Origin of the sequence: Paenibacillus sp. V4I5 (assembly GCF_030817255.1) — a bacterium.
GTDB lineage: Bacteria > Bacillota > Bacilli > Paenibacillales > NBRC-103111 > Paenibacillus_E.
Genome location: NZ_JAUSZB010000001.1, coordinates 15,839 through 40,661 on the forward strand (window position 1 = coordinate 15,839; position 24,823 = coordinate 40,661).

Consider the following 24,823-nt stretch of genomic DNA (forward strand, 5'->3'; position numbering starts at 1 on the left):
TTAATGATGATCGATCGTGGGGGCTGTATTATTAATGCGTGATACAATTACAAATCTATTACTAGAAACTAAAAATAAATTCACCATCCATGAACTTGAAGATAAAGTCATGCGACAGCTTGGCGGCATAGATAAATATGAAAGATCCGGAGGATACCGTGGCTTTTTTCAAGCGATTCAAAGTCTTCAAGATGAAGGTGAGATTACACCTCTTAAGGCAAACGTCGAAAACGGCAAGGTGCCAAGCTTGCCTTTAAAATGGAAAAAACGAATCATCGAGGTCAGTGATACATGGGGTGATTTACAGTTTGTTCGGGCTGAAGCCAGTAACCTGAATGTAGGATTCTACAAACGACATCAAGAGATGCAGACAGAACTGGAATGGGAACACATTGAAGCTGTACTTCAGTTTTTACCAACACGCGAATCAAGGGAATTTGTATCCAAAGAAGAACGTTCCTATGAGTTGTTTGGACAGGAAAAGTGGCTGGATAAAAACGAAGACGGGTATAAGTTTCTAAAGCGGATTGGCATTACACTTGATGACTTGTATGCTAAGTCATACGGAGAGCCATTTGTTTTCTGGCAAAACCCACAATCGGCAGCATATAAACATGCGCTGATCGTTGAAAATTTATCTGCTTTCCATACGATTAAGCGAGCGTTAAATACCTTCACTCACATCTATGATATACAGGTGGATGTCTTAATCTACGGTGAGGGATATCACATTACTCGGAACCTTCCATTTATTGATGAAATCGGGAGTCCGGAGAAGATCTACTATGCCGGAGACCTAGATCCATACGGGCTCTCCATATTCTTAGATTTGTGCAAGAAGTATCCGGAATACCCGATTCTACCAGCTGAAAACCTGTATCGGGCGATGATTCGGAATCACACCAGGACAACTGAGGCCAATGGTGAGTTTATTGATAGTGTACTTGAGGACTTCATTTCGCGTCTGGATACAGATGAGGAAACAAATAGAGCAATTCGATCTTTGTGGGGGAGTAAGAGGCGGATACCGCAAGAGGCAGTAAATTTCGAAAAGATCAGCAAGGAGTACATTCATGGCTATTTATGAGGAAATTTTTGAACGGTACCACGAAAGAAAAATGACATTGAACCCATGTTTTCAATTCGGAACCGGGATTCAGGTGCCTACAGAATTCTCAAAGGTTTATAAAGATATCCTCTTTCTCATGCTCCTTGAAATCTTCTACCGCGAGCTGCGCGATAACCCCGAGCGCACCGATCGTGATTTAAAGGAGATTGCAAAAGAGGTCATGGATAAGATAGGGGTACAGGCAAATGAGGATTTTACCGACCGGTTAGCAGTTGCACTAATATCGAGCGGTACTGGACAAAACCGTGAGCCGTTTCTTTCTTCGTATTACAATGAAACAACATCATCATTTGAGGAAGAGCGCTTCTTGTATCTTACGGAAGACACCGAAGCGATGCTACGCTCAAAGTCAGATGCTCAGATTTGGAAGCTATCTGAATCGGGACAGAAACTGATCTTTTTGAGTCTTGAAATGGCTGATGAGTTTGGCATCGAGATTCAACAGCTCTATACGCTGTCCTTCATACGGAAAGGCAATTTCCAGAAGGCACTCGGTAACCTGGATCACGTGAAAGCAGCGGTCCGGGCTAAAGCCACGCAAGAAAGAGATTATGCCAAACGGATGAGAAGAGACCCACGATCGATATTCTCAAAAGAAAAAGATCAAATGGAACGTCGTAAAAGCCTGCAGGAGCAATTCCAGGAACAGAAAAAACTCTTCTACGATATGGACAACATTTTGCACGAGAAACTAAAAGATACGACAGATCCTAAAATCATCCGGGATATAGAATATCTGAAAGAAAAAGTCGATGAGTGTGTAGGCGAGCATTCGAAGTTAACGGAGCTGGTTGTACAGAACTATTCTCAGGAAATAGCTTTACAACGAGAGATTGAACGACTCCTGAACTATAACCGGTCATTTGTAAAAGATATTTGGGAAAAGCATATATATTCTGAAGGATTTATTTTTGAGGATGGGTTTGAAAGTATCTTGGAACCACTGTTCTCTCCAAAACAGGAATTCATTTATCCGCTTAGCTGGGTGTGGGACGAACATAAAGTTGGCGAGATAGAAAGTGAAGTTGCAGCGGCCGCGGAGGAAATTGAAGAACCCCCTGTAAGAAAGAGCGCAAAGAGGGTGCCAATTGATTGGGATGCTATAGCAGACTTATGGATGCCGGTATTCAAGGCGGCGCTTGAGAATCCTCAGAAAATCTGTGCTCTTCGTGATTTCCATATAGGGGAGTGGACGATCGACGCGCTTGAGATGTGGATGAAGTTCCGTGACGGCGAATTTGAATTAAAAACATCCCTGTCCCCGGTTCGTAAGTATGAAGACGATCGCGCCGTACTATTGCAACAAATCGTAAAGCGTGATCCCAAAATGATCGAAATAACGAATCAATATAAAATTAGAGTACGGACAGATGGTGGGGAAAGGATTCAAAATGATTTGGTCAGTATCACTCCGTTTACCCTTACGCTGATTCCCAAAGAATAACTTGGAGGCTACGCATGTACGATATTAGTCAGATTCATGAAGCACATAGTATTTTTTTGCATTTACTGCAGCACAAGGTGGCTAAGAAAACTGATACAGCTTTAGAAAAATACTTTCACGATATGAGTATCCAGCAGCTCGTCAAACGGTTCGCCGATACATCGAGCACGCAGGTGCTTGTTGGCAATATGAATGTACACTTAGTGACAAAGCCGAAAGGCTCTATCTTTGCCACCAACTTTACACAGATGAAGGAACAGATGAAAGAACGTAAAAGCGATGGCAGGTTGGAAACAAGGCTTGAGCTCTATGTGATTCATCTGGTCATCATGGTCTATTTAAGTGAAGTGGACGGCGAGAGCGTGAAAGGGTCTCATATCGATTTGTATGGCGGCATTCGATATATTGAATTAACTACTCGGGTTTCAGAAGTGATTGAATATTGGAGCAAGCTTTTAGAGAATGATCCGGAGTTTGGGAAAAGGCAAAAGATTGCGATGCCTCAATTAATTAATCTGTGGGAAACAACCAAACTGCAGCCGGATGAAGATGAGCAACTCCGTGCGAACAACAGGACGAAGTTTGGTATTGTACAAATGGCCATGCGTCTTCTTGAGCAGGAGAAGTTGGTGAAAATTACAGATCAACGTGTTTCAGCACTAGAAGCGTTACATGAAAGAGTGGAGATGCTTTATCATAGTGAGCAGCGTTATCAGGAATGGAAACGATTAATCGATGCTGCAGCAGGACGAGGTGAAAGGTAATGAGTGCAATTCATGCATTTCGAGCAACAAACGTTAAATACAATAAACAGCAATTCATTATGGATAACCTTTATCTAACGTTCGCCAACGATACTGATCTTGTTCATGCACTAGCTACCATGCCCAATGGCTTTGGTAAAGGTGTCATACTCCAGCTGATTTTTCAAATTTTTAAACCAGTCAAGGATTGGCAGAAAGGTAAAGGTCGCGTAACTCAATTTTTTCATTCGACCCATGGCTTTAGCCCTTATACGTTTTATTCAGCACTCGAATGGAAACTTGACGGTGCCGAAGAAAAATATCTAATCACGGGAATTGCCATGACTGCAAAACGCGTGAAAGAAGATGATAGTGGCCCCAAAACAGAAATCAACTATAAGCTTTTCACTATTAAATGTGACGCATCGAGCGAATACCGTCTAGAAAAACTTCCGTATTGGGACGAGGAGACAGGGGAGTCTTGGCCGCTAAGCAGATGGGAAGATCATGCAAAAGAGTCTGAACAGCAGATCCGTCTTTATAATAAAGACGAACTTCGTAAGTTTAGAGCATACTTGCAAGAAAACGGGATATTCGCTGATGAGTGGGATGAAATGTATGAAATGAATCAAAATGAAGCGGGAACCACAATTCATTTTGAGAAATTAGGTGCTGATCATAATGACGGTTTATTCAAGAACGTCATTATTCCATCCATTGAGTCCAATCTTCGCCGTCAAATGAGCAAAGATGGAAGGGATCTCAAAGAGCTGTTTATCGAGGTTGCCAAAATAGCACATAACTTAAATACACTTCTTGCGAGAAAGTCTTCCATGACGGGTCTGCTTGTCATGCTTGAAGAAGTTGATGGTATGTACCAAAAGGTGGAGGAATCGGAGAAGGATCTACACATCCACGCACAACGCGGTAGCTATCTGAAGTCCGGGTTAATTGAACGTATTGAGGAAGCCGATCGTGACCTGGCTACGCTAGGGAAAGAAAGACAAGATGCAGATGATGCTGTGAACGATGCTCAGTTCCGTATAAAGAACCTATCATACATCGAAAAGCAATATCAGATATCAGATCTCAATAAGCAGATTCGTAAGATGAATGAGATTTTCCAAACCGAAAAATCGAACGCGAGTGAAAAGAAACTCCATATGGAGGAAGCAGAGCTCGCAATTATTCGTAAGGAATACGAGGATATATCAAGACAACTTGATACTACAATTTCTCAAATAAATTCCTTGATGATGAGAGATCAGCTCAAAGACGTAAAATCGCAACAGGAGGAATTGAAGAATAACATCTATAAAGAATGGCCCATTCTTCTTCAAAATCTTCGTCAAACGGTTAATGATGCTATAGGGTATCAAAGCGTACTAAAGACGAACATTCAAATGGCTGACAACGAGCTTACAGAAGCTAATGTTGAAAGTCGGAATATAAGTAGAGAAATTGGAATTATTCAAGAAAAGATCAGGTCTTTTCAAAGTAAGTTAAATGAAATGGAAACTAAGTACAATGTGAATCAAACATTTACTTTAACCCAACTCATTCATCTAGCAGCTGAGGACCATCAAAGGTGCATTGAGAGAATTGATCGTGAAAAGGAAGTACAAGGTCAATTAAACCAGCGGTATGTCGAAATTCAACGAGAAACTGCAAAGCTAGAGACGCAAATACAACAGGATGAAGTGGTTATCGAATCGATTAATGATAACTACGCGAAACAGTTGAAGCTTGAAGTCGATGCAGCTGTTAAACTTCAACTCTTCTCGGGATCGGCGTTACCAGCTCATCAGGAAAGATACGCGTACTGGCTAAAGGAACAACTCCCGGAGCTAGTTGCGGAGGCATCCCGAAAAGAACAAGTTTTGAGACGGGAAGAAGAGGAAATACGACGATTAGAAAGTGAACACATGATTACTGAAGGTGGCATTTGGGTGCCAAATCCAACCATCTTACAATTAAGGGACATAATAAAGAGTCACGGCTACACTTGTCTTTTGGGAACAGAGTATATACATGAGAAATCAGAGTCGGAGCGAGATAGATTAAAACAAACTGCGAAGCTCCTACCTTATGGACTGATTATTCTTGAGAAAGAGCGAGAGCATGTACTTCGACTTGCTGCTGCCTTTAAAAATCGTATCCTATTCCAACCTGTTCCATTATTTACTGTCGAGATTATCGACATTATGGATGCACCATCCTTCATTATGTTATCTAATCGTGCCGATGAAATCGGATTTAGTCCTGAAGCTTTAGAGACATTCTTGGTTGAAGCGGAACAAGAACTGGTAAGTCGAAATCAGAAATTAAGGCATGCAATAGCTGAAATGGATACATTTAAAGGCGCACTTAAGCTTGCAGAAAAAGCGCTTGATGCTGAGAAATGCGCTGAACAATTAGGGGAAGAATGCCAAGTCCTTGAAGATGCCTGTGAGCTCAAGAAAAAACAGTTGAAGAATTATACTTACGAAGACGATACTCTACAGAGCAAGTTATCCGAAGTGCGCACTAACCTGCAGAAGCTACAAGGAGAATTAAACGGTTTTGAAAATAAAAAGCTCGCACTTGAAGAGTTGTATCAATCTTGGAATGAACATAAATCTAATGAAAACAAATTAATTGAATTAAAAGCATTCGAAGACTTAATCAACGACAAAATTAAAAAGATCTCGGATAACAAGCGGGATGCAGAGAATGAGTTGGACGAGCAGAGGAGAGCATATTCCGATTGGAAAAATAGCACTCAACGGGAGCTTGATCGCTATCGGGAGTCAATCCCATCGTTACCGGCATTTGACTTCCAGTCACAAGTTCCTAGTATATTCCCACCTGCAACGTGGCCAAGCATTCCGAAGAGTTTAGAAACACACTTCATCAACTGGGAAATTTGCCAAAAGACACTTGAGCAGGCTAATGCTCAGTTAGCGAAACTCGAAGCGGAGAAAGGAATCTACGCCAAGCTGCAAGAGGACAAAAGGCGTGAACTTTTTGCACTAAATGAAGAATGGGCTCAAAAGGTCGCTCCAACGGAATCTCTCGACGTATTGAAACAAAGGCGAATACAGATATCTGAGGAGTATGAGACTGCTGACCAGAAAAGGCAGCAGTTGGAAGTTGAAATATCGAACTTAGATGGCTCGGTACGAACGATGATTACTAGCACAGAAAATTTAAAAATTGAGATTGAGAATGTATTCAAACCACGGGAAGTCGACTTTAAAAGTGGTATTGATGTGGAATACGAGCGAAAGGAGTTCAACTTTAAGCTATCTCAAGCAAGTGAAAAATTACAAAGCACTAAAAGCTTGATTAGTGAAACTTTAAATAATAAATCGATATGGGAACGATCTAGCGAAGCGCTGCAGCACCTTAAAGAAAGTAACCATCGCGTACCGCGGGATGTATATTTAGAAGTCGGCAGTAACGCGAGGAATGTTGTCAGGGATTGGGTAATGAAAGCGGCTGACTTAGACAAGGCACTTGCTGGAGTACAAAATGTATGTTTTCAAGCGGTTAAGGGTGTTCAGAAGAAGATTAAGGATGCCAAATGGGATAATGAGATGAAACAGCACGGGGATGACTTTTTTGATAGTCTTCTTGTAATGGATCAGGCCATTCATGTACGGCAAAAAATCTCTGAGGCCAAAATGATCTATGAAGGCATTCTAGAACGTGAGGAAGCAAATCTTAATCAAGCACAAGAAGCTGAACTCAGATGGGTACAAACTGCAACAGAACATAGCCGGCAAATCATCAGTCACATTAGTGAGATGGTAAAAGGCATGTCGATCCGCAATAACTATGGCATTTCTTTTCCACTAATGAAGCTCAAAGATGATAGCATGCCGCGGATTGAAGATATTGAAGCAAGTATGAAAGAGCTATTTCGGCAGACTCTTCGATTTATTGAAGATAAGAAGGTTGAGTTTAGCAGGCTCCAAAAAAATGAATTAGGTAATCGGTTAGACCCGGGCGAAATTGTGTATGCAGCTTATAACTATGCATTTCCAACGATGCAAGTTTATAACATGAACGTTGAAAACTCGTTCTGGGTAGACAAGCCTTATGAAAAGTATTTCAAGGATTGGGAAGTATTCTTGCAAGGATCGGATGAGGAAGCGACAGGCAGTGGAGGACAACGACTTGCAGCCTTTACGCTCTTATCGATCATGATTACGACTCAGAAAAGGCGACGTGATAAGCATGCGAAGCGCTCTGTGCTTATTAACGACAACCCATTTGCCAATGCTGTATCTGAGCACGTACTTGACCCAATCTTCCGTGTTGCAGATGCTCTCGGTATTCAATGGATTGTTGTTGCGCCTCCGGAATTGGTTAATAAAATGGAAGTCAGCGAAAGGTTCCCTTCTTATTATGGTTTGGATCTCGAATCAGATGGTACTGGAAAGCGAAGAGTAGTTGTTTCTAGCAGGCACATCCGAAACAGAGTGGAGTTTCAACAATTGGAATTTACTACTTAAAAGTAGGTAAAATAATAGGGATATAGTATTTTATTTATATGGACGCAGCCTACGCGAAGCCGTGAGTTTGCGTCCTATTTTTACTTAAAGAGTATTTTGTCTAATGAGCGAAGTGTGCAGGCTTTTTTTAATGCAAACCGAAAAAAGAAACGGACAGTAAGTTCTTGTCGTCCGATGTCCGGCGCATAAACATAGGTGCTTTGAGAGCGATACAAACATAGGTGCATAATCGTTTTACGACACAAACATATGCGCATAATCGAGAATGAAATTGGCTCGACGTGCTCGCTACGCTACGGGCAGTGCTGTCGAAACATGGAAGGGTATTACGTTTTATTGAAATAAGTATGTGAATAACAATTATGACATATAGATGGGGAGCGCAATATGATACGGTTCACTAAACTACTTCTGGTCACGATCATTGCATTTGCAACACTCGTATCTCCAAACGTTTGGGCGGCATCCACAACACCAATCTTTATTGATGTACCCCAAAATCACTGGGCTATAGAGTACATAAATGAAGGGTTTAATGATGGTTTACTTAAAGGTTTTGACGACAATTCGTTCCGACCTAATCAAGGTATTACGGGCGCTGAATTTATGACGCTACTGGTAAAATCCATGAATTTGTCAGTACTATCTTCGAATCCGACAACGCAATGGTATGAACCTTATATCACAACTGCAAGATCCGTCGGGATTTATCAAGATGATTACACTCATGATTGGAACGAGCCGCTTCTTCGCAACGACATGGCCATTACACTTTTTCGTGCAACGGAAAAAGGAATCGAAGAAGAACTTCGAAATGAAGAGAAACGGAACTTTATTGACAGTATCAAAAGCGGAAACCTAAATCCGCTGTTAAAAATCGATATCCATGGCCATCTGGAGGACGCGAGTTCGTTAGAGGAAATGAAGCAGAAATTAACTGATTATTTACCGACCATTCGCAATGAACTAAGCACCGATAATGTAACGTATAGCGCAAGCGCCCTACGAGACTATGTGCAAAGAGGAATTGAGCAACTTGATCGAGCACTAAATCGTATTCATGCCAAAACCATACTTCCCAGAGAACAAATGATTTATGAAGTTTTTAAAAGAGGCTTGCTTACAGGACAAGCTGCAGGGGATATAGCCCTTGATGATGCAACCACCCGAGCTCAGGCACTCGCTGTTCTTGCTCGTGTAAAACAATTTAATAACGGAAAGCAGCTCAAGGCTGATAAATATGCGCTATCGACGGCAGAGATCAACTGGCACAAGACGAATATCGTCACAATGCTACCGCGATATTTCTCGAATGGCATCGGTGAGTTCAAAGGAAATGACTTCAAGGCTGACAGAATGAAATTCACCGCGGATGACGGTAATTTTGTCAACGAGATTAAGCAATTGGTCGTCGTAGATATGTCGGACCTGAACGATCCGAACCGAAAGCTTGTCCCGGATGATTTAATGTGGAGGGGTTGGGATCATAAACGTAAGTGGATTCCTAGTGAATCATATGTGATCTTAGGCTTGAATCACATTAAGGTGAGTAAGAAATATGGGATTTCTCCAAATTATCAATTTGGTAGATTTTCGCCTAGTAGCCGTATTGAGCCAAAGGATGTTGATCTGAAAACGGCGTATGCGAGTGATCCAGATACTCTTCTTGCTTTGGAGCCTGCTTACTCAGTCTCGAAAGGAGGGGATGCTGCGATTGAAATTAACTATCTGGGACATGAATTTGAAACCTTGAAAGAGCAGGACTATATTACAGCTTTTGTCATTCCGAAAGGGGACTTGTACTCTACTAACGGTGTTTTCTCTATAGACTATGATCAATCAAGCGATTTTGGTGGTAAACCTGTTCGACTGTTACAGTCGAAACTCGACCCTAATATCCATCAATAAGCGCTATGTAAATAAGAAATATTCATGCGTATAAAAATTATTCTCATAGTTTTTTAACAAGATACTCACCCTATAATATCTTACATATATTCGAATTTAATTAGTAGGTCTAAATAGTGAAAATCGCGATCGAGAGAGCGGATAGGGGCATGCAAACATAATAAAAATGGAAAAATATGCTATGATATTAACATGTGTAAAATAAAATTGGAGGTAGGCAATGAAGCAAGATCGAATGATTATTTTACTGGATATATTGAAAGAACAGCAAGTTATCAAACAATCCAAAGAGTATGATATAGTAGAGGCCAAACTCTTGATTGAGTCAATTAACAAAATTTCAGGGACAAATTATGAATTTAAAAAAATTCTGGATATAGAAAGAATCGGTGGAGAGACAAACAAGCAGCCAGAGGCACTTTTCAGAGATGATTTATTAGATGAAGATGCAGTCGTAGAAGTAAAAACTTTTGCCTACGAAGACAATAAACAAAAAGCAGACGTTATGTACAAAATGCAAGAACTCTATGCTTGGTTTCAGGAAGTTCATCGAGCTAATAGGTCACAAGATTTGAGTTTTGTATTCGAGATAAAAATTAAAGAACTCTCCTTCAAACCAAGTGCTCTCTTAAAAGATATCAAGAATTCTGAAAATATATTTGATTTTTCAAATAAATATGTAGATTTAAAAATATATAAATGGCATCGAGATACATACATGGAAGTGGGTGATTCTCTTGAATTTCACTATGAACAGTATCAGAATAAGATATTAGTTAATATCCTCATGGATCATATTGTAGTCCCGCAAAAGGTCTCAGAAGTATTAAATTATGATCATTATGCGGAAATCCTATTTTCAAAGTGGCAAGAGGGCAAATGGGATAAAAAATTTATCCTATATCATAAACATCGAAAATTCCTCTTAATAAAAATTCTGATGAGATCTGAAAATGGCATTGCATTTATCACTGAAGATTTTAAACTTCTGGAATTTTGCAACGTGTTTATGAGAAAATTCGAAAATATAGCATCGGTTCAACAATTAGATGGATTATTCATGTTTCTGGAGAACCAATTGGTTGATGTAAAAAATAATAAAGTTTAATGACACGCAATCAGATAGGACAGCATTAACCATAGGTGAATGGAGAGTGTTCTAATTGGCAGAATACGAAGATGTAGTACTGAGTACTATTCGCGTTGGTGGTTTTTTAGATGGCGAAACAGATATCATAACTTTCAAAGGGAAATTCCTAATAGAGAAAAAGGAGGGTGAATTTGCAGATTATCAAGCAACCTTTACCATCTATTTAACAGATAAGCAGACATATGTAGTACATAAAAAAGTTTATAGATTGAATTTAGTGAATGATGAGGAAATTGAGGTTGAAGTGCTATTTTATGATTCTTTAGGTGAACTCTTTGAGGATGACGATATTCCTATTATGGCAAGAGTTGAATTGGGTTATGATCCAGAATTATCATAAAAGGCAGTTTTATAGTAAGAATATCATGGGTTTAGGGACTTTTTTCTAAATTTTTGTTGATTTAGTTGTAACTCAAATAAGTATGCAATATTCTATATGAGAGAAATGCAAGTTTAAAGAAGAAAAGGAATTCGGAGTTAAGGAGGTTTTTTTTTGACTAAGAGAAGCTTATCCGCGATAATCCTATCAATTATTATTGCAATAGAGATATTCTCATTCTTAAATGCTACAGTTCCAACTAAAGTGTTACCTCGCAAAGAGGGATCTACGTCGTCTTTATTTGGAGCTACAGTCGTTGATAAAGCAGCGCAATCACGGCAAAACTCAAATTATGGATTTCTAATTGGAGCGACCATAATCGTTGGTGGAATAATTACTTTTTTATTAAGTGATAATAAAATTGAGTCCTCTTCAAGTGTTAAAGTTACAGCCACAGTTAAAAAATGATTAATAAAATAAAGAATGGACAGTTTTATTACGAAATAAAGTTTATTTTTGTGAGGGGAAAAAAAGATGAAAAAAAGAATTAATAAATTGATAATTGCTTCTTCTCTACTAGTAATTTTTTCTTTTTCAAATATGGCAATGGCTGTAGAAAATCCTATTGTGGTAACAATAGACGGGCAGCAACTTAACTTTGAAGTCGCGCCTATTATACAAGATGGTACAACATTAGTTCCAGTGAGAACAATATTTGAAACACTAGGCTTAAGTGTAGGTTGGGATGAAATAACTAAAACGATTATTGGAAGAAAAGATGGCTTGAACATCCAAATGAAAATTGGAAATACGAGTGCTACTGTAAATGGAAAAACTATAATACTTGAAGTTCCCCCGATGATAGTAAATGGTAGCACATTAGTTCCATTAAGATTTATTGGCGAATCTAGCGGAAATCAAATTTCATGGGATGGCAATAATCGAAGAATAGATATTAAAGGGAAAGGAATAACTTTAGGGAAGGATGTAACGAGGGCAGAAGTCAGTAGATTTTTAGTAAGGTCATTGGGACTGTTTGATGAGAAAGCGAATGCTGAATTACTAGACGTCTCGGATGATAACCCATTCTACAAAGACATTGCATCTGCTATTCAGAATAAGCTTATGTATGCATATGAAGATCATAATTTTAGACCTGAGCGAACAGTTTCAAGATTTGAATACGCAATAACATTGACTACGGTCTTAAATCTTCCATACTCATATGAAAGAAATGAGAATTCAACCATTAAAGATTATGCCGATATGCCTGGAGCATGGGGAAATATGGTCCAAGCTGCTTTTGATGTTGGATTAATTAATCTAAATGATGATGGAAAGTTTAATGGAAATAGTCCACTAAAAATGAATTTAGATCAACCAAATATGAAACTAAAAGAGTTAAAAGAAAAATATGCAAAACACTAAGGGTGCTTTTCGCATCCCTTTTGGTGAATAAAAAGCCTTCATCCTGTGACACAAAATGGGTTGAGTGGGATTGGAAAGCTTAAAACCGGTCCGTCCAGGAAATCGAGGTTCCTAGGATGGTGTTGATAATCTGGCGCATCTTCACAATATAATCCAGAAAGATGTTTAGCGAAGTGTTCGGGATTCAAGTAATTAAAGGAAAATACTCCATATAAAAAACCCGCTTCTCAAAAGAAAGGAGCGGGTTTCGTTATAGTCTCTTATCGATTAATTACGAAAATATTATTGCATCACTCGAATGAGCTTACTAATGTATCCTCGTTATCATACAATTCAGCTGGATCTGAAGACGTATTGTTCCAAATATTAGACTTTGTCCAAAGCAAATTATTGTCTGTAGTCGTTGCATCTGATCCACTAGTTAGCTTAACACTCGCGCCAGCCTTCAAAATAAAATCAGAGTTAAAAGTATACGTTTGATTACCAGTCACGCTTATGACTTTCCATCCAGTAAGGTTTATATCAGCCGATCCAACATTTGAGATCGTGACAACTTCATTTACCTTGTCAACATCAGTTATCACAATATCCCCAAGACTAACCGCTTTCGGCGCAGAATCAACTGATTGCCAAAGACCTAGACTGTTATTTCGCGCGCTAGTCTGTAATGATTTAAATAATTCAACCCAACGGACATTTGGTGGAAACGTAGCTACCTGACCGTAACCTTCCGCGACTAACCTTGCATTGAACATCACGCTATCTTCCGTATAAACATATCCGAGGAGTCGTCCATAACGATCACGCTGATCAACATCAACTTCGACATATACTGTCTTCCCAGTTAGTTGCGCTTTTGTAAATTCAGAAGCTTCTTTTCCATACTCCTGGACTGGTTTATTCGGGTGCTCAGTCTCCGGTGTGTCGACTCCTATGAGTCTAATGCTTTCGGTTTTACCATTCCAATCGATTTTTATCGTATCGCCATCAACAACAGAGGAAACGGTCGTTTTGACCTTTTTTGCTGATGATATTGTGACTGTTCTCGAGTTTCCTTCCCATCCAACCGTTGCGCCAAGTGCTTCACCTACGAATCGCAAAGGCATCATTGTTGAACCATCAATAATGACACCTGGAACAGACAGATTAAGCTCTTCTGAGTTCTTAGTGGCAGATTTTTGCCCGATGGTGTATGTAATTAATGTTTCTCCTTTAACAGCCTTAACGGTTTGAGTATCACCATTCCACGAAATTTCTGAGCCGAGTTCTTCAAAAATTTTTCTCATCGGAACGAGTGTTGACCCGTCTACGATGGTTGGTGGAACTTCGAATGATATTTGTCTTCCATCGATGAATACATTTGGAGCCGTGCTATCAGCACTAACGACTGGCGCCAAACTGAATACTAGTCCCAAGGATAATGTTGCCGTAAGAATCTTTCGTTTTAAATTCAACCTTAACCCTCCCAGTGTCAGTTACAAAACTAATGCTATCATAGGTTATTACGAGCATCCTACTATAAAGTTCCATTCATTCCGTTTTTGGCTTCCTAGAACTATCTGAGAGCCGTTTAACACACGAATCCCACTGAGGGTGGAAAGGACTTATCGATGATCTGCATAGATTAGAAGGCTTCTGCTGAACTGATGCAAAGGGATACACTGCTTTCGCTGATAACGCCAGAATGGAATAGGTAACCGATTTATTCTCGTATTGTATCACCTCCGAATTAGGTAATTATTGTATTGCATTCTATCATTCTCCACATGTAGTATAGTTCTTATGACCTAATAACTAATTTTTGAAAACTAGGTGCATGGAATAGTGAAAATAAAAGTTAACTTGAAACAATCGGGGGAAGTTTGCAATGGACAGCAACTTTGTTTTTCTACAAGAGAAGTGGCCAGTACTAGCTACTCTTGGAGCACAGGCAGAGAAAAACATTTATCAGGATACTCATACAACTCAAATGAAAGTTCGGGTCTTCGCAGAATTACTAACAAAATATATTTTCGCGAAAGAGCGAATCCGGGATACACATCAAGACCAAATATCCCGTATTAATACACTTTCAAAAGAGGGTGTTATACCAACCGAAGTGGTAAATATACTGCATCGTTTACGTATGGATTCTAATCCGGCTCATCATGAATTTACAGACTCTTTTGAGTTATCACAATCATTACTGATACAGGCGTATGAATTAGCTGTTTGGTTTTTTAGAGTATACGGGGATTCTTCATTAAAGATCTTGTCCTATCAACTCCCGCTAAAACAGAATTCAGAAATTGATCTAAAAGATCAATTGAGTTGGTTATCGAAGCAGTATGAACAACAATTCAAGAATGTAGAATCCGAATTGATTCGTCTGCAGAAGGAGTATCTATCAGCTGAAGAAATTCGTAGTCGCAGGGATCAGTCCCTACTTGCTGCCAATAACGTTCTTTCTCACGATCAAATTCATGAACTATTTGATAAAAAGCTACTTGCTGCACAACAGGAACAAAAAACTTTAGTTGGCAATAAAGATAAGTTAAACAGAAGCATTCGGATCTACAAACTTATATCATTAGGCTCTTTTGTTTGTTTCCTTATATTACTCTCCATCTTCTTTACCGAAAAACAAAGCAAACTAACTATGAACCAGACTTCAGCACCTGTTGCTAATGATTCACATGTTAACTTGAATGAACAAAGCAACACAGCACAACAAAAAATCGAGGCTTCAGTTATGCCTTCCGCGAATACATCAAACCTACCAATGACTGATACCAAATCTGAAAACAGTCAACCTACGGTAAAGGTCGAAGAGTCAAGCAAGATTCCATCATCTTTATCATCAACGCCCGTAAAGGAACAAGTAACAGGTGTAAATAAGCCTGAAAACGTTCAACCACCAAATAAACAAATAGCACCTGTAGGAACACAGGTGTCGGAAAATCCAGTTAAACCTTCTAGTTCTGTAAACAGCCAACCAGTAGTATCGCAGGCAACGAGAGAACCTGTACGAGAAAATTTAGAAGAACAACTTGCTCAAGCCATTAAAAAAAATGCTACAGATCAAGTCATTACCTTATTAAAAAAAGGCGCTGACCCGAATAACGGCAAATATATTTCTGGCATTGGTTATAGCGATTACAAACCGCTCATGTCTGCTGTTATTCTAGGAAATCTAAAAATGGTTCAAGCACTCCTGGATGCTTGTGCAGATGTAAATTATAAAAGATCTGATAACTTGAATTCCCTAAATATTATTACCAGATCCCAAATGAAAGGACAATCAAAAGAATTAGCTGGGATTGTTAGTATTCTGCTAAATAAGGGGATAGATCCTAATATTGTGTTCGAAGCTGGCGATAAAAGATCATTAATAATAGATGCTGCAAGTAGTAATAATTTTGAGATTGTAAAACTATTGGTTCAGTACAAAGCAAATGTAAATAGTTATGATATTCACGGTAAAACAGCCCTTTATTCAAATCTTAATCTCTACTCGGAGGGCAACGTGGAAATTGCTAAGTTCCTTTTGGATAATGAAGCAGACCCCTATATTCAATCAACCTACGGAAACGCAGCTGAAATAATAAAAAGTCAAACCATGTATAAGGACTTAAGAGTATACTTAAAAGAAAAAGATAGATAAGAGAAACGTACTGCAACCGTTTGAATAGTAACTCGTCGAAAAAACATAGCAGAGGTGTGTCCATGGTAGAGCTGGCCCAATCCGAACCTGATACACTGCGCAGGTTCTTCATTGATGTTTCATGGCTTTTAATTGTGGTTTCAGTTTTGTAGCAGCTTAATTCTAATGTTGGACTATATGAAGCATAGCTGGTGCCTTCAGGTACGAGCGGAAAGCCGGTAGGCAGTCCATCATATGAAAAGTTAATGGTAGATAGAGAAAAGGAGCGATATATTTTGTCATCACCGGCTATATACAACGTGATGGAACATTGGAACAGAGAGTTTGAGCGACAATCAAATCTCGACTTGTACGACCCGGGGAAACAGTTTGCTGCAGTACCTCAGAAATTTATAAAACATTTCCGTCTGGAGCTTTTTCCCCAGCCCTTTTACGGCTATCTCACCGAAGATATGACAGACGATGTGTTTATGCCGCTGCTCAATCCGGGACCTGTTAAAGAGAAGCATGTTACCGACTTGTTCAATGGGTATCCATATCCGGACGCGAAGCGACTCTGGAACGAGGTCATCCGTGATCGCCATACTAGGGGGTGGAGCAAAGCCGAGTTCCACGAGCGAGAAAGCCATTATGATAAAGTGCTCGGACCTAGACACTGGCGGCTTAAAAAAATGAATCAGGTTAAAAGCTTAATTGGTGACGCAGGTTTCTTGCATACGATCGAATTTTTCCCTTTCCATTCCGACCGATGGAAGTCAGGCTATGTTGCTCGGGAAGATTGGTTTCGCGATCTGATCTCCACCCAGCTTGCAATCGGCTTAATGGAAGACATATCAGCACGCCGACTCGTCAAACACATTCTAGGGATTGGTCTTTCTTGGGCGCATGTTTTAGAGAGTTTTCCGGAGACATTCATAATGGAAGGAGAACCTGTTTTCTTGATGGGACAAAAGGGCAAGGTGGGGCATCGAATTTTCAAATTCAAGCCGGTTCATCATCCTGATGGTCTGCCCATCGTCATTTATTCCGGCAGCTCTATGGATCTGCCGATTCACAAACCAGAAGTTGTTGAACGGCTGCGCGCGGCACTAGAAATATAAACTCCAGCAAAATAAACTGCCCGTTATGCTGAGCGAGGATTGAAATTCTTGCGGCAAAAGCTCGAGATAAACCTGAACTTGCGATAAGAAGCTTGTTGGACGCACCACTTCATTAAAATGTTTACATAATCGCTATTATAGGACTCATATTATTGTTTAATTTAACTTTAAAAAAAGTTCAAAAGATATTTTTTATTGCAATGGTAAGACCAGATATTGTGCCTGATGAGGACGTTATAAATCTTCGTATGGAGCCGCATGAGGTAAGCGATAAGAGAGGAGTTCGGAATGGAAAAGCTTATAAATGGAAGTTCCATTGAGCAACTAACGGAATCACTTGCAAACATTTTACAGGTGTCCACGCCAGCTATACATGATTTTGTGCAGAGTCAGCAGTATCGCATCACAACAAAAGGCAACGGCATTTATTATGATAATTTGGCATTTGAAGACATTGCAGAGCATTTCCAGATGGAGATCGACAACCTTTCGATTGATGGGATTACCGTGAGTCATGTGTCGGCAATCTTGGACCCCCAATCCTTTTACGACCATGGCATGTTGAGCCTAAAGGATCTTTTCGTTATCGAAACGCCGTTTAAAGCTTTTTTGCGGGATTTCGGCATTGACCTTTTGGTGGAGGATAATAATTCCCTTTCCATTCGCAGAGGAGACTGCAAGGTTTCCTCGGGCCATTTGAATCTCCGCATGACGGGGGATCGGTGCATCAATGGTTTTTTGTTTGGCGACAACCCCGAAACAATCGATGATGTTGAAGAAATGCTCAAATGTCCCGAGTTTGTCTTGGACATTGGGCGTCATATTTTTTTGTCGGGAGACTTAGAGGAAGCGTGGAAGTCTCGTGCGACCCCGTCCGTGATTACATTCAAGGCTTTATTCTCTGAACTCGATGCGAGCACGTTTGACACCGAAGATTCAGATGAAGCGAAAAGTAAGTTGATCACCGCGGCGTTTGAGAAACTTCTGTTTCACTTCCAGGGGTGCGACGATAACAACCCCATGATCTACTTAAAAGAAGAGGTCAGTATCGGGGCTGACCGCATTTTGAGCATTCGAGAAATATAGAGTACAAACGTGCATCCGACCTGCATCCCACAAAGCAGGTTTTTTCATGTGGAAAAAAATCCCCGTGGTGAACTGCCTGGTAAAAACAATCAGGCAAATCAGCAGCCGCGATCGGCGGGGTGTCTGCGGATACAATTTATCGAGGGGCAAGGGGGATCTATCTATGCGCGGTGGGGGCATGATTATAGCTATCATTTTAGGAGTCATTCTGGGGTTCCGGGCGTTATTTCGGCTATTTAAAATGAGAATGTATATTCGTTTCGGTCTGTATTTTGTGATTTGGTTTGGATATCCAATTGTAGCATATAACCTATTTGGTTATCTTGATCAGATAGATAATGTTCATATAAAAATATGGGGTATTATGCCCCTCCTGATAGCAGGATTAACTTGGCTCTTTTTTGGTTTAATGATGAACAAAAAAGTAGAGAATATTAAACTGAACATTAATTACCAAGATAAGTACTCTCGCACACGACGGATTATTGGAATAATTATGTGTGTTGTGGCATTTCTAACGTGGATTAGTGGGTTAAATTCATATTTTGGAGAATCAGAAAGTTTTGATATTCTTGGATCGCTCGGTTCTACTATGTTGTTCTGTTTCGGGGCATTGTATCTCACAGGAAAACCATTTTCGAAAATTGACGACTAGTCCTAATAAATACCGGCCATTCAATGGCCGGGAAACACCCATATTTTCACTTGAAATCTAGTATTCCTGTATTAACTTACATAAGATGAGGGGTAGACAGTATGTATCAAATTAAGAAGCCATTTGCGAAAAAATGGATAGTCTCAGTGATTGTCTTTTTAGTACTAGCTGGGTGCGCGAACAACTCGCAACCAAGAGAACAGCCAGCAGCTGCAAAAGTTGCAACAAGTGAACCAGCAAAAGAACCCCCTAATCCTGTAGAGTCTCCAAAACAATCGGAGCAACCGAAACATGCAGAAGAACAACCTAAAAATGATCTTCCAATGTTAACGCAATCAGGTGGTCTTGGTGATACACTGACTGCAATTGAAAAAAATTATGGCAAAAACGAAAATAACCCTGATACAAGTTTATCCGCGTATAACAAGGGCAGGATTCTTGTTATGTACACGGAATCGGAAAAGATAGCCCATAACGTAACTCTCCAATTCGAAGCCACCGAGAAGCCGCGAAGAACTAAAGATGAAGCAATGGCGGAAGTTCAAAAATCGATTCCAACGGATGCTATAAAGGTAAAAGAGTATAAAGTTGATGAAAATCGAGACATTATTCAATACGAAAGTAAGGCTTTAGCAGACCGTTTAGTAGAATACTACGCGGCGGTTGATGAGTCATATAAATCACTGGGGATTAGTTCAAAACCAGTGAAACACGGTACGTTTATTGTTATCCTTAAACATGACAATAGAGGGTTTTTCGCTTCTGTCATTGGACTAGGGGATAAACCGTAATACTGGGGGCTCACTAAAAACGACCACCGTGGGGACTTAACCAAGACTCAAAACCGTCCAGATAATTCGTTTTAACAGCAGCAGATCAAATCAGAAAAAATGCTTACCTTGCTGTAATTTTAGTTCCCTATAAGAGGACAAGAACATACATCCATTAGGATCCTCGCACTGCGCGGCAGTATCGTTTTATAGAAGAAGTCGGCATCTATGGGATGCCGGCCTTTCATTTTATTTACGTAAAATTCTAATTTGATAAAATTAAATATGAAGTAACTTGGAGGTCCACTTCCCAATACTTGAAAGCGAAAAAAAAGACGAAACAGCCAATCTTATAGACACGGAGCAGCTCATCAAGATGGACATAAGATAGGAGTACGTTTAGTCTACATCAATTTCGCCTTATGTCCATCCCGAATCCCTTATTCCATAAATAACCAAATCGTGCTATATTTTTTGTTATGTATTAGAGAGGGGATAAAATGATTTTGAAAAATTTAAAGGTGTTTATAGTAATTTCGACATTTGCTTTAGGACTGACAGCATGCGGTTCTAAAGACGACGTAACATCCACGGTTTCAACACAGGCAAGTACACCAACAAATAGTGTCAAACCGAGTGAACAACCTAAAGCTGTAGCTAATTCAACTCCGCAGCAGACTCCATCTCCTGCTCCTCAGAAAGTGGATAACTCAGGCAAAGAGAATGAATTTAAAGCTGCGTTGAAGAAATATGTAGATGAGAATTTTGGCATAGAAGGGTACAAAACCACTTGGTACGACTTAATTAAAGATTATAACGTCGAAATTGGAGAGCAAGAAACAGTAATTACTGTTGTAGTAAAATCATCAGCTGATCCGAACAAAGCTCCAAATATTATTTCAACTGTGCTTGGTTTTGTAAATGACCAGACTCAAAAATCATATAAGGCTCAAAAAGTAGTAATAAGTACTGATGACAATACAACTCTTTCAACAAAGATTAATCCAAACAAGTAACATACGCCTCCAATTTGGGTGCTTTTTTATCGTTTGATTACAAATATTTTCTATAACGTTGCATCCGCTTTGCCTAGCTTCCGGATATAATAGCAGCATGTCCGAACAATAAGTCGGAAGCGATGAGGGGAAGAGAGCGGTTTCGATTAGGACGGAAAGGGGTTACTTATTATGACGTTGATGGGACTATTGAATTCTATTTCAAATAATTTTATTATCGCCGCAATTATCGGAGCAATTTGTGCGAGTGTTCTCATCGTGATCTTATGGAAGATTTACGTTGTACTTATCGAGATACGAGATGAGTTACGCGCAAAACCAAAAAAGATAGATTACTCTGCTTGATGAGTTTAGTTCTCCTGTTAGACGAACTAAAGCCTGAAGGATGATCCTTCGGGCTTTTATATATTTGTTGCTGCAGCAAGCTCTGACGTTTCTTTACTTCGCAGAATAAGGGTTCTAAATACATGTTTCGTTTACATACATATGCCAAAAGCCACTCCTAATGATAGAGTGGTTTCTTTGGGTCTAATAAAAATATATCATTAAATGATTAGGGTAAAGTTATTTGATGGAGGGAAAACATATGGGTGAAAACGAAAATGTTGAAATTCTTCTATTAACAAATGCGATATTAAAAGATAATCAGCTTTCACTTAAAGCCAAGGGACTCTATTTCAATATGATTTTCTTAAATGAAGAACTGGATCTAACCATGGGCATGATTAAGAAAATGAGTCAAATTGATAGTGATCGTTCTATTAAGATGGGACTCACCGAGCTTGAAAAGGGCGGTTATATCATTCGAAAAACACTTCAAAATGGAGAATCTAGTTGGGGTTTTAATAGTACAATGAACATAAAAAACAATAAAGAAGCAACAGCAGTCAAAACCCTAGAAGAAAAGAAAAAAAATCAAACGAATAAGCCGATAAGAAATAAGGTGCAACCAAAGAAGAATACGCGAACACGGAAAACAACCAAAAAAACCGGCTTGAATCGTGCTTTGAGCAATTTCTTTAAAGAATTCTTTTAATACACAAATGGGGAAGTGCAACCAGTTTTGCTTCCCCAATGCAACCACTTTTGCTCGAATCGGCGCCTGTTTTCTTTCGGTAATGAATGTCTGACCGCGATACTTCTAAACATACAATGTCCTCATCTTCGATTTGATGAACCTTGTTATACTCGTCTAGTATATACATGGCAAACATCCTTTTTAGACTTATGTTTCCTCAAATAAAGTTTTTTATTCGACAAAATTGATATACAAGTCCTATATCGTATGGTAAAATTTACTCAATTTGTTCAAATTGTGAAAGAGGTTCGTATGAAGAAGAAAATTGTAATACTTATTTCTCTCTTTTATTTCTTATTGATAGGTTCCGCCCATGCTAGTAGTAATATAAAGGTTTATTTATATGATGAATTAGTTGATATGGATAATCCTATAATAGTAAACGGTAATACACTTGTGCCACTTAGAGTGCTTTTTGAATCATTAGGAGCTTCCGTTTATTGGGACGATCAAAGCAGGACGATCAGGGCTACTAAAGGCGATACGACACTGCTTATACCAGTGGGGAGTAACAAGGTGTCAAAGGATGGTAAAGAAATAACCCTCGAAGAACCAGCAAACATTATTAATGACAAGACGTATGTTCCTCTAAGATTTGTCTCAGAATCATTTAATCAAGATGTTAAATGGGATCAGGAAAACAATTCAATTCATATCGGAAAATCTTTAGGGGCAAAGGAAATTTCGAAATTAGCATCGCCGGCAGTTGTATACGTAGAGGTGTTTGATAATAAAAATACACTAACCGCAAGTGGTAGTGGATTTATTATTGAAAGTTCAGGCGTAATAGTGACTAACTATCATGTAATTAATTACGCTAATTCAGCAGTCGTAACCCTAACTAACGGTAAAAAGTATGCCGTCACTAAAGTAATTAATTACGATCCTGAAAAAGATATTGCAATACTAAAAGTAACACCTAGCGAAAAACTTCCGACAATTGAAGTTGGGAATTCTGATAAATTAGAAAATGGTGAACCGGTATTTGCTATAGGTAGTCCAAAAGGATTACAAAATACGATTTCAACGGGAATTGTGAGTAATAAACGTAGAACTGACGGAAATAGGACATTCATCCAAATTTCCGCAGAAATAACTCATGGTAGCAGCGGAGGGGCACTTCTAAATAGCAAATCTGAAGTTGTAGGGATTACTTCAAATGGTCTTGGTGAAGCAGATTTGAATTTTGCTATACCCATAAACGAAATAGGTGTATTACGACATATTGATAAAAACATGACTGTTGATTCTGTTTATAATTATGAACACGTTATACAGTACAACGATGGCATATATGTTGGTGATAAGAAAAATGGCAATCCTAATGGATTGGGAGTAATTATTTGGAACAATGGACATCAATATTCAGGATCTTGGTTAGACGGTTATAGGTCAGGTAAAGGAAAATACACTTGGCCAAATGGCGAGATTTATGATGGGGAATGGGTAAAAGGACTAAAACAAGGTTTCGGGAATCACAAAGATGCTTTTGGCAACATTTATGAGGGGCAATTTTCAAATGATTTAGCTAATGGTAAAGGACTTCTAACTTTTTCAAACGGTGATAAATACCTTGGAGATTTTACGAATGCTAAATTTAATGGTTACGGTACTTTTACCTTTTCCAATGGGCAAGTAACACAAGGTTACTGGGTTGATGGAAGTATAGTATCATCGCCAACATCAAATGGTACCCCTAGGACAGGATCTTCGTTAACTCCACCTGTAACGACAAAAACCCTTTCTATTTATTCTAATGATGGGAAAACATATCTAGGAAAACTTACTACAAATGTCTATGATGTTGATTCAATTTTCAATTCTTACGGAACATATGGAAACAAATACTCAACTGATAGCATTTGGAACGAATTCGGATCATACGGAAGCAAATTTTCATCCACTAGTGCTTTCAACGAATTTGCGTTTGAGCCACCAGTTATTATTGATGAAAAGGGTTCGATTGTAGGTCGTCTAACAATTAATTCAACAATAACTGGAGCCATTTCTCCTGTAGGATTAAAAGAAGCTCTAAAAACATTAGGCTATTAAAATTTCAATTTTATTTATACAATAGGCCCTATACAGATTCAAGAATTTCTACACTGGTTCGATCCAAACAAAAACTAGAAAGTAGGAGAATAAAATCTAATGAAATTAATAGGCACATTAAAAAATATGTTTAAGAGAACCGACGTCGAACAAGGAACAGAAATAGTACAGAACGATGCGCAACCCTCGGAAGTCCCGACCTCTAATGATCCCAAATGGGGCGAGTTAAATCAAAGAACCATGAAATATGCTACAGAAATGAAGTGGGGACTATACCGTAACGTCAGACTTGATATGGCGAACATACTCCTAGACGAGCATCGTTTGGCGGACGGTCTTAGGATGTTACTGTACGTCTGTTACATAGATTTGAATGGTCCAAGAAACTCCTCACCAAATTTGGTAGGTCTGTCCCCGATGTTCACACCTGATAATTTTCTTCTGGCGCCGGGGGTACTGGGAATGGTTGAGGATACTTTGTGGGAATTGAAGTTCGATCTGGAGCAGGCTAAGAAAATATTTATAGAGCATAATTCAACACTGAGGAACTCGCTCATGCCGCTTTCTCCGCAAGATGCTTGGGTTCAACTAGAAAAAGAATTAGTTGATCGGTCTATCAAGTTTCCGCGTGAGCAAGATGAGGATGAGTAGAAAAAAACGATGCGCTTTTTTTATATTTCTGTTTGTGTTATAATTTTATATATTAACCGTCACAAACAGTATTGTTAGCAATGGTGTTGTACCAGAGTGTACTTATGATCCTGATGCTTAAAAACATATTGGTGATCGGTAGAGCTGCTGAC

Annotated in this window: 19 protein-coding genes; 18 read left to right on the top strand and 1 reads right to left on the bottom strand. The window is 39.2% G+C overall.

Translation table 11 applies throughout. The features are described from left to right. The first annotated feature begins 34 nt into the window (after nt 1-34). The 9 genes from QFZ78_RS00095 to QFZ78_RS00135 all read left to right on the top strand — a co-directional run bounded on the left by QFZ78_RS00095 (nt 35) and on the right by QFZ78_RS00135 (nt 12,620). Nucleotides 35-1,087, top strand: coding sequence for a Wadjet anti-phage system protein JetD domain-containing protein (locus tag QFZ78_RS00095; RefSeq protein WP_307544266.1), 1,053 nt, complete (start codon nt 35-37; stop codon nt 1,085-1,087). After that, nucleotides 1,074-2,573 carry a hypothetical protein gene (locus QFZ78_RS00100; protein ID WP_307544268.1) on the top strand — a complete coding sequence of 500 codons (1,500 nt, stop codon included), beginning with the start codon at nt 1,074-1,076 and terminating at the stop codon, nt 2,571-2,573. Before QFZ78_RS00095 ends, QFZ78_RS00100 begins: the two co-directional genes overlap by 14 nt. A gap of 14 nt (nt 2,574-2,587) precedes the next feature. Next, nucleotides 2,588-3,337: a DUF6063 family protein gene (locus tag QFZ78_RS00105; protein WP_307544270.1), complete on the top strand. Its 750-nt coding sequence runs from the start codon at nt 2,588-2,590 to the stop codon at nt 3,335-3,337. Next, nucleotides 3,337-7,815: a coiled-coil domain-containing protein gene (locus tag QFZ78_RS00110; protein WP_307544273.1), complete on the top strand. Its 4,479-nt coding sequence runs from the start codon at nt 3,337-3,339 to the stop codon at nt 7,813-7,815. The genes QFZ78_RS00105 and QFZ78_RS00110 overlap by 1 nt, the downstream gene beginning before the upstream one ends. Nucleotides 7,816-8,202: 387 nt before the next feature. After that, nucleotides 8,203-9,723 carry an S-layer homology domain-containing protein gene (locus QFZ78_RS00115; RefSeq protein WP_307544275.1) on the top strand — a complete coding sequence of 507 codons (1,521 nt, stop codon included), beginning with the start codon at nt 8,203-8,205 and terminating at the stop codon, nt 9,721-9,723. A 220-nt stretch (nt 9,724-9,943) separates the two neighbouring features. Beyond that, entirely contained in the window at nt 9,944-10,831 is an 888-nt protein-coding gene (locus QFZ78_RS00120) for a hypothetical protein (RefSeq protein ID WP_307544277.1), read from the top strand. Between the two features lie 55 nt (nt 10,832-10,886). Continuing rightward, nucleotides 10,887-11,213 carry a hypothetical protein gene (locus QFZ78_RS00125; RefSeq protein WP_307544279.1) on the top strand — a complete coding sequence of 109 codons (327 nt, stop codon included), beginning with the start codon at nt 10,887-10,889 and terminating at the stop codon, nt 11,211-11,213. A 153-nt stretch (nt 11,214-11,366) separates the two neighbouring features. Continuing rightward, the gene (locus QFZ78_RS00130) at nt 11,367-11,660 is read left to right on the top strand and encodes a hypothetical protein (protein ID WP_307544281.1); all 294 of its coding nucleotides are present in this window, start codon (nt 11,367-11,369) and stop codon (nt 11,658-11,660) included. 66 nt (nt 11,661-11,726) lie between these two features. Beyond that, a complete protein-coding gene (locus QFZ78_RS00135) occupies nt 11,727-12,620 on the top strand; it encodes a stalk domain-containing protein (RefSeq protein WP_307544282.1) in 894 nt (297 codons plus the stop codon). Between the two features lie 290 nt (nt 12,621-12,910). On the opposite strand, the gene QFZ78_RS00140 is transcribed toward QFZ78_RS00135, so the two are convergent. Continuing rightward, nucleotides 12,911-14,074, bottom strand: a complete 1,164-nt coding sequence (locus QFZ78_RS00140) for a stalk domain-containing protein (RefSeq protein ID WP_307544284.1) — start codon at nt 14,072-14,074, stop codon at nt 12,911-12,913. Between the two features lie 413 nt (nt 14,075-14,487). Between QFZ78_RS00140 and QFZ78_RS00145 the strand changes: the two genes are divergently transcribed. The 9 genes from QFZ78_RS00145 to QFZ78_RS00185 all read left to right on the top strand — a co-directional run bounded on the left by QFZ78_RS00145 (nt 14,488) and on the right by QFZ78_RS00185 (nt 24,671). Further along, nucleotides 14,488-16,263: an ankyrin repeat domain-containing protein gene (locus QFZ78_RS00145; protein ID WP_307544286.1), complete on the top strand. Its 1,776-nt coding sequence runs from the start codon at nt 14,488-14,490 to the stop codon at nt 16,261-16,263. Nucleotides 16,264-16,538: 275 nt separating this feature from the next. Further along, nucleotides 16,539-17,363, top strand: coding sequence for a hypothetical protein (locus QFZ78_RS00150; RefSeq protein WP_307544288.1), 825 nt, complete (start codon nt 16,539-16,541; stop codon nt 17,361-17,363). A 288-nt stretch (nt 17,364-17,651) separates the two neighbouring features. Next, nucleotides 17,652-18,449: a hypothetical protein gene (locus tag QFZ78_RS00155; RefSeq protein WP_307544290.1), complete on the top strand. Its 798-nt coding sequence runs from the start codon at nt 17,652-17,654 to the stop codon at nt 18,447-18,449. 46 nt (nt 18,450-18,495) lie between these two features. Next, nucleotides 18,496-19,104: a hypothetical protein gene (locus QFZ78_RS00160; protein WP_307544292.1), complete on the top strand. Its 609-nt coding sequence runs from the start codon at nt 18,496-18,498 to the stop codon at nt 19,102-19,104. Between the two features lie 101 nt (nt 19,105-19,205). Continuing rightward, complete coding sequence (locus tag QFZ78_RS00165; protein ID WP_307544294.1) at nt 19,206-19,895, top strand: hypothetical protein; 690 nt, start codon at nt 19,206-19,208, stop codon at nt 19,893-19,895. Nucleotides 19,896-20,374: 479 nt separating this feature from the next. Continuing rightward, complete coding sequence (locus QFZ78_RS00170) at nt 20,375-20,890, top strand: hypothetical protein (protein ID WP_307544296.1); 516 nt, start codon at nt 20,375-20,377, stop codon at nt 20,888-20,890. 586 nt (nt 20,891-21,476) lie between these two features. Continuing rightward, entirely contained in the window at nt 21,477-21,926 is a 450-nt protein-coding gene (locus tag QFZ78_RS00175) for a hypothetical protein (RefSeq protein WP_307544298.1), read from the top strand. A gap of 294 nt (nt 21,927-22,220) precedes the next feature. Further along, complete coding sequence (locus QFZ78_RS00180) at nt 22,221-24,020, top strand: stalk domain-containing protein (protein WP_307544299.1); 1,800 nt, start codon at nt 22,221-22,223, stop codon at nt 24,018-24,020. Between the two features lie 99 nt (nt 24,021-24,119). Then, on the top strand, nt 24,120-24,671 hold the full coding sequence (locus QFZ78_RS00185) for a hypothetical protein (RefSeq protein WP_307544302.1): 552 nt from the start codon (nt 24,120-24,122) through the stop codon (nt 24,669-24,671). The last annotated feature ends 152 nt before the right edge of the window (nt 24,672-24,823 follow it).